General features: G+C 38.5%; 5 protein-coding genes and 1 pseudogene. 4 read left to right on the top strand and 2 right to left on the bottom strand.

The features are described from left to right. The coding region (locus ACTNEN_RS13200; RefSeq protein WP_441206939.1) for a hypothetical protein at positions 1–378 on the top strand (378 nt) is incomplete at its 5' end. Positions 379–447: 69 nt separating this feature from the next. Here ACTNEN_RS13200 and ACTNEN_RS13195 read toward each other — a convergent pair. Further along, a pseudogene (locus tag ACTNEN_RS13195) lies at positions 448–1,225 on the bottom strand (ATP-binding protein). After that, the gene (istA, locus tag ACTNEN_RS13190; RefSeq protein ID WP_441206938.1) at positions 1,222–2,778 is read right to left on the bottom strand and encodes an IS21 family transposase; all 1,557 of its coding nucleotides are present in this window, start codon (positions 2,776–2,778) and stop codon (positions 1,222–1,224) included. The pseudogene ACTNEN_RS13195 and the gene istA overlap by 4 nt, the downstream one beginning before the upstream one ends. 211 nt (positions 2,779–2,989) lie before the next feature. Between istA and ACTNEN_RS13185 the strand changes: the two genes are divergently transcribed. The 3 genes from ACTNEN_RS13185 to ACTNEN_RS13175 all read left to right on the top strand — a co-directional run bounded on the left by ACTNEN_RS13185 (position 2,990) and on the right by ACTNEN_RS13175 (position 6,331). Continuing rightward, positions 2,990–3,445 (top strand): hypothetical protein, encoded by a 456-nt coding sequence (locus ACTNEN_RS13185; protein WP_441206937.1) that lies wholly within the window; start codon positions 2,990–2,992, stop codon positions 3,443–3,445. Positions 3,446–3,569: 124 nt separating this feature from the next. After that, positions 3,570–5,585, top strand: coding sequence for a hypothetical protein (locus tag ACTNEN_RS13180; RefSeq protein ID WP_441206936.1), 2,016 nt, complete (start codon positions 3,570–3,572; stop codon positions 5,583–5,585). A 32-nt stretch (positions 5,586–5,617) separates the two neighbouring features. After that, on the top strand, positions 5,618–6,331 hold the full coding sequence (locus ACTNEN_RS13175; protein WP_441206935.1) for a pentapeptide repeat-containing protein: 714 nt from the start codon (positions 5,618–5,620) through the stop codon (positions 6,329–6,331). Positions 6,332–6,803 lie beyond the last annotated feature (472 nt).

Here is a 6,803-nt window from a genome sequence, read left to right as displayed (position 1 = left end):
CCTCCGGTTAGTTTTTTGTTTGAGCACTTAAAATTTTACCCAAAGGTACTAGTCATGTCTATTTTTTTATTCGGTTTTAAAAGAATTTGCGCAATTAATTATACGTTATCTATTTCCATCCTACTTGTAATCCTATCCATCCTTCTCATCATTGCTTTTACGTTGCAACCGGGCTCAGCGTCAGCTGTGCTTGCTATGCATTTTGTCAATGTTATTTCGAAGGTGAATAATAAATTAAATCACACCACGGCAGATTGGTATGCCTTCTACATTCTCGTCCGGAAGTTTGCCCATTCTGATTATTCCGTTGCGCCGGAGGCGCAAGTCCGGAATTTTGAGCAGCAACTGTCCGGCAAAAACAGCAGTGCCGTGAGATAATTATGCGGCGGAGCCGCCTGAGCTAAGAATCAGCCAGACGGTCCACCAGCATTTTTCGGTTTTCTGATTTTACTCAACTTCAGATGGATCTAGGCCATAGATTTCTCTCATGGAGATGTCTTTAGTTGGATCCAGACTGGTGATAGGTATTTTATACGAATCAAACGCGATCCGATCCATGATGGCATCTGTCAGAGGGTTATCCTTTCCACCCAACTTCTCATACCATTCATCATCTCTGTATTGTGAACAAAAAATAGTGGATGAGTGCTTACGGCGCTTATGGATGAGTTCCAGCAGGTTTGATGAATCATCTTCTTTGATTCTCATCAGGAGCCACTCATCAAGAATGAGCAAGGTTGGATTCGTATACTTCTTCAGTGTATCTGAAAAGTGACCCTCGTCTCTTGCTGCGCGAAGATCCAAAAGCAAGTCCGGCACACGAACATACTTAACGGTGTAGAAATGCTTACAGGCTTCCATGCCAAATGCACAAGCCATATAGGTTTTCCCGCTTCCCGTTGCTCCTGTGATAAAGATGTTCCTGTACTCTGTTATGTATTCGCAGGTTGCCAGACGTTCAACCAGCATCCGGTTCACTTTCCTGTTATGGTCATAATCCACTGCGGCAATACAAGCATCCGGTTGCTCAAACTCAGCATTACGAATCAGCCTTTTTAGGCGATTGTTTTTTTCGCTCAGTGTATTCGTGGTCAACGAGCATCCCAAAGCGATCCTCGAAAGGAACCTCTCTCATGGACGAATCGTTCATCTGAATACGAAACGCATCCGCCATAGGAGTCATGTGCATTTCGATCAGTTTGTCAATGATGCTCTGATTAGTCATGATCTTTTCCCTCCATAGTATCCGGCACCACGAGTAATGCCATGCTGTTCTTCGCTATCCTGCGTTTTCGCCGTCCTGACGAATTCCGGTTGAACCGTTTTATCAGCGCTCAGGATGTTTTTGATACTTTTATAACTTGGCGAATTTGAGTACTTCAGTGCCCTTGCACAGGCGTTCTCAAGCTTCTGTGGAGTTTGTCTCTCTGCAAGTTTGAGAAGTCCCATGCAAGCCCTGTAAGACTGTTGTTCGATCCGCCCGGAGGTAAGTATGCAGTCTACGACTTTGTAGGTATTTATTCCAATCGTTTCCGCCCATTCACGGAAGCGATCGCCATTCCACTCCAGATATTTCTGATGGTCTTGTGGCATATGTTCTGTCACAGTAGAATACTGACCAGGACGTCCATACAGACGTTTATGCGAAGCAATCCGTCGATGATTTTTAAAAATCTCAATCGTGGTATCGGTCATTCGCACATCAACCTTATCTTTGATATACTGATAAGGCACCGAGTAGTACATCTTGTCTACGGCGATGTGATAGTTGAACTGTACTGTGGCGGTACGTAGTTCTGAAAGTTCGAAACGGGTAGCTGGCAGAGGCATAAGTAAGGGTTTCTCATCTTCGAGGAACAGCTGCTGTCGGCTACCATCTTTCTTTTGGAAAGGTGCATCATTGTATTTTTTTAGTTTCTTACGAATTGCAGTATTAAGCTCTGCCAGCGAGAAAAACTGCTCGTTACGCAATGCTGCTGTGATCCAGGTGGAGACATGCCCGACGTTTCCTTCAGCATTCGGCTTATCCTTCGGTGTGCGAACACGTGCAGGAATGATGGCAGTGTTGTAATGCTGTGCCAGTTCCTCATAGGATTTGATCAGGACTGGCTCGTACTTATCGCTTTGCTTTCGATTGGTTGCGGTCGGAGCGTTGTCTGGAACCAGTATAGGAGTGACGCCACCGAAAAAGTCGTACATGTGAATGTGAGCTGTGATCCAGGCCTTTTGCTGTTCGTTGATAAACGCCTCTACAAATGCGTATTGGCTATAGGTCATGACACCCACAAATATCCAGGCACTGGTGATTTCTCCAGTATACGGATCGATAATTTCGGCCGGATCTCCGGCCCAATCAACCTCGATCTGCTGTCCAGGTTTCCTTGGGATGTGCATCGTCGCACGGCGCTTTTGCTCGTTCTGCTGAATGTAATAGCAGAACTGAGAATACATCAATGCGTCGTCTCCATTTCGTTGACACTCCTCGAGGTATTCTGTCCAGAGGAGCTTTTTGTTGACACCATTCCGTAACAGTTCCTTTCGGACGTAGTCATAGTCTGGCATGCGTTTTGTACTTTTCGACGCAGTGCTTTTCGGAAACATCTGCTGTTCCAGCACTTCGTCTGTGAAGGTTTCATCCAGCGGCCAGACAATGGACAATTCCTTTGCGCGCCGTTGCACCTTCATGATAGTGTGCTGCGAAACATGGAGACTTTTCTCGATGTTTCGTAAGGATAACCCCAAGGCTGACAACCTTAGGATTTCACGATACTTGGTCATAAATGACCTCCTTATAATAAATTTACATCGAATCCGATGTATGAATTCATTATAAGAAAGGTCGTTCGGTGCGGCTATACTCCCGGAATGGTGCTGTCATCTTACCCGGAATGGTGCTGCTCTAGCTCCGGTCTACTGCTGCAAAATACCCCATAATATTCATAAAATCGCACGTTCATGGATAATTGACTTTTGGAAAATGTTGCAAAGCTTGTATGTTGAAGATGAATCAAAGACTAGAATTGCTGCGGAAATAATCTCATGGACGATTGATCATGCTACCCAACCATTGGTAGATGGATTGTGTGCCGAATTATTTAAGATAGCTGAAACCATTTGGATTGAAGAAAATAAAAGAGATATTATCAGCCGTCAATTATATGGTGACGGGATTAGTCGTGATTTTCAGTGGGGATTACGAGGTGAAGGAAAAGATTACCATTATAAGCACCGGAATGTTAATAATGAAATATTCTTGCGATTGATATATCAAAGAAAGTTTAAAGATGCTTTGATATGGACTATAACCTTAATTAATAAACTTGTTTCCATTTATTCTGCTGAAGACTCAAATAGAGTAGAAGAAATTGTTTTGTTTGATAGCGCACATAAGTCTGAAAAAAAGTATCTTGGTTCAGTCGAAATGTGGTTTTCTGGAAGAGAATAGGATTCCTACTCTAATTGGGGACATGGTGTATTGGCTGAGAGAGTCTGCTATTCAAATACTTCATGTATGTGAGGAAGATAGTGAGTTATTTAATCACTTTGCGACATATATTAAAGAGCAGATTATGGAAAAGTCGACAAATGTAATCCTCTTGACTGTTATTGAGGATATTGCATTTGAATTTAAGAGCTCGCTTCCTGCATATGCTATAGAATTAGCATCAAGCCTGGAAGTTATATCATGGGATATTCAGTGGCAAGTGCATAGGATAATGACGCCAGAAAAGAAACTGTTATTAGATCAAATCAAGTTGGCTGTTGGAATTCCTGATTTTAATGGTAGATATTCGCATCGAGAAACGATGTTTCGAGGAATACAGGACTATATGGCCTGGTGTCAGTTGACGGCGGAAAAGGAAGACGTTAGAGAAAAATGCATAAGTACATTGACTTATCTTTATGAAAAGATAGATTCCAAAGATGCGCATGCTTTATTGCAGGTTCAGAAAATGGATATGCGTAATGCCAATGTGAGAATTATAGAAGATAAATATATCTCAATAGAACCGAAACTTTCAAAGGAAACGCAGGAAATAGTTGATGCTAACGAAAAAAATAATGAACCGCAAAATGAAGTGTTGACTAAATTTAAGGATATTATAGATAAAAAAGCGGATATTCATGAAGTACATGATTTGATAGAACAATTAGAGTCATTGATGCAATCTCCAGAAGATGAAGTTCGATATGAAAATTATTACATATTGGCCCTATGCGTTGCCTTTAGGGATGATAATCTTGCAAAAGAAAAGAGGAAGGAATATGTCAATAAATGGCTCGATCGAATCGAAAATCTTCATTCTGGAAATAGTTATGTAGCCGATTTGAAACTATCGGCAGCATTGATTGCGCAATATTCAAAGGACATAGGTGATGAGAGTAGAAACAGATTAAAGAGATTTATGGTTGCATGTCTTATGAATAGTGGGGCAAATGGGCAGATTGGTCTCTTGCGTAATCTAATTACAACTTACTTATTCAACAATCCTAGGGTGGCGCGGATCTTTTTTAACACAATTATTTGTTGTGCACATGATGAATGGAATCATACAATTTACAAGCAAAAAATCATGAAAAAATGCAGACGTAAAACATATAGTATTCCTGCTGCTTATGGTTTACCTAAACCAGATGATATTGTTAAGGCTTATGGGAAAAAAGTATATGTTTCTAAGAAAGATAGCATAATAGAAGACTACTTGTATAAAGAGAAAAGCTTGGATCTTTCAGCGATAAAGATAGAAGAATTAGATCCAGGACTTCTTTTTGTTGCAATGAATGTAGGTTTAAAACTATCTGATTCAGATTTCGTGGATTTTGCTAAGAAAGTGATGCCTATATTTATTAAAGAACTAAGTGAAGATAATAGGGATTCTATTATGAATACGTATTATCAGAGACTTGATTTTAAGAAATTGTTCGAAAGAGAATTGAGTGAAGATAATGGTAGTTATCAGGAAGCGATAAATCTATTATTTGATAATGTGGATTATCAGATGTTTAGCAACGATACTATTAAGGCATATATATCAATTTTCGAGCATGTGGGGGCTTTATATTTTGACTCATATGAAAATGATGGGAAAAGGATACAACTACGTAAATGTCTCGAATACGCAGAAAGCTTTATCGATAGGATTCAAGTTCCGTTTGTAAAAAATGGATTGGAGAGAATACTTATTTTTGATTATGAACGGTTTGAAAGTAACTGGAATAAGTATACAACCCATTATTCTTACAATGATAAAACATTTTTATGCAGATTATGGGGAAAGTATCATAAGGGACATGAAAAAGATGTAGTAATGTCTATGTATCAAATGAAATTTGATGAATTATTACCAGAAGTTTTACCGGTTCTCGCTGAAGTAGTTGAAGCGCTGTCTGAAACTGGAGAAGTATCTGACAAAAACTGTGTTCTTATCTTGAAATCAATTGTACTTAAGGTTCTGCTTAAGTTTTCAGATGTTGTTAAGGCTGATCAGGATTATCATGATGCGTATGAGAGAATCTTGAATGCGCTTATTAAATGTAATGACGAAAGTGCAGCAGTGATTTTGGATGAGTATAGAACACATTAAGACCAAAACATATAAAAAATTGGAGAGAATAATTGGGACGTGGAAAGAAAAAGCAAGTAGCTAAAAGAAGAAGGAAAATGATTAATCGAAATGCAATAAGAGCAAGAATGGGAAAACCCATATTTTTTACCTTGACACATTGCTCAAAAAAACTAAGCGGAGTTTCAAACAAATATAATTATAAAGCGAACATGCATAAGCTATGTTTTGTGGGAACCCGTTTCTATAACGTAAAATATCAAGCTTCTATAATGACAAATTGCAATTTTAGAAATGCTAATCTTATTGGGATTGATTTTTTTAATTGTAACTTACGGGGAACATCATTTAAAAATACCAGCTTTAAGAATGTGGTATTTTATAACTGCAACCTTAGAGATGCAGATTTTAAGGATGCTATTTTTGAAAATGTAGTTTTTATTTGCACAAATTTCAAAGAAGTAAAGAATCTCGATTTTGATAATCCTGAAATAAATATTCTGAAGACATATAATAGAATTGATTTGAATAGCGCTGTTGAGTCCCGATTACTTGCATTGGCCCAAAATGAATCGATATTTGATGCAAGAGTATTACATGTTAATAAGAACAAGCTTAATCACTGGGTGCTAAGCTTGTTGAATGCGAAATATGGGGATAAAGCGATATTGTTTTTAAGTAAGTTGCTTCCTAAGAAAGAAAAATGGAATAATATGTATACCATTTATTCTTATATGCAACTAATTGAGAATCTAATGAAGGCATGATATAATATAAGTGTCCTGCTCCGGAACCAGAAATGGTGTATGCTAACATGTATAAACGAGGACATAAAACATTAGCAAGTATACGAGGAGGGATGTCTATGATTAGTAATATCTTAACAATTTTATCTTTTTTGGTACTAGTGTTGAGCGCTGTAATTGATTGTAACTTCCTATCCCGTTTACTCGGGGTTTCGAGCAAATAATAATGAATATTCATTAACTTCCTTAGTCGATATTATTGAGGAAGTTTTTTTATTGTCCCTATATTGGAACAGGATTTTTGTTACTATTAGAATCATAAAAGGGGGAGTGCACGATTTGATAGGGGGGTGTATTTTACACGCCAGACTGACATTGACACTTTGATAACGTATAATTAATTGCGCAAATTCTTTTAAAACCGAATAAAAAAATAGACATGACTAGTACCTTTGGGTAAAATTTTAAGTGCTCAAACAAAAAACTAACCGGA

Source organism: Oribacterium sp. HCP28S3_H8, assembly GCF_052064775.1.
In the GTDB taxonomy this organism is placed as follows: Bacteria; Bacillota; Clostridia; order Lachnospirales; family Lachnospiraceae; genus Oribacterium.
This window is presented reverse-complemented; position numbering and strand designations above follow the sequence as displayed.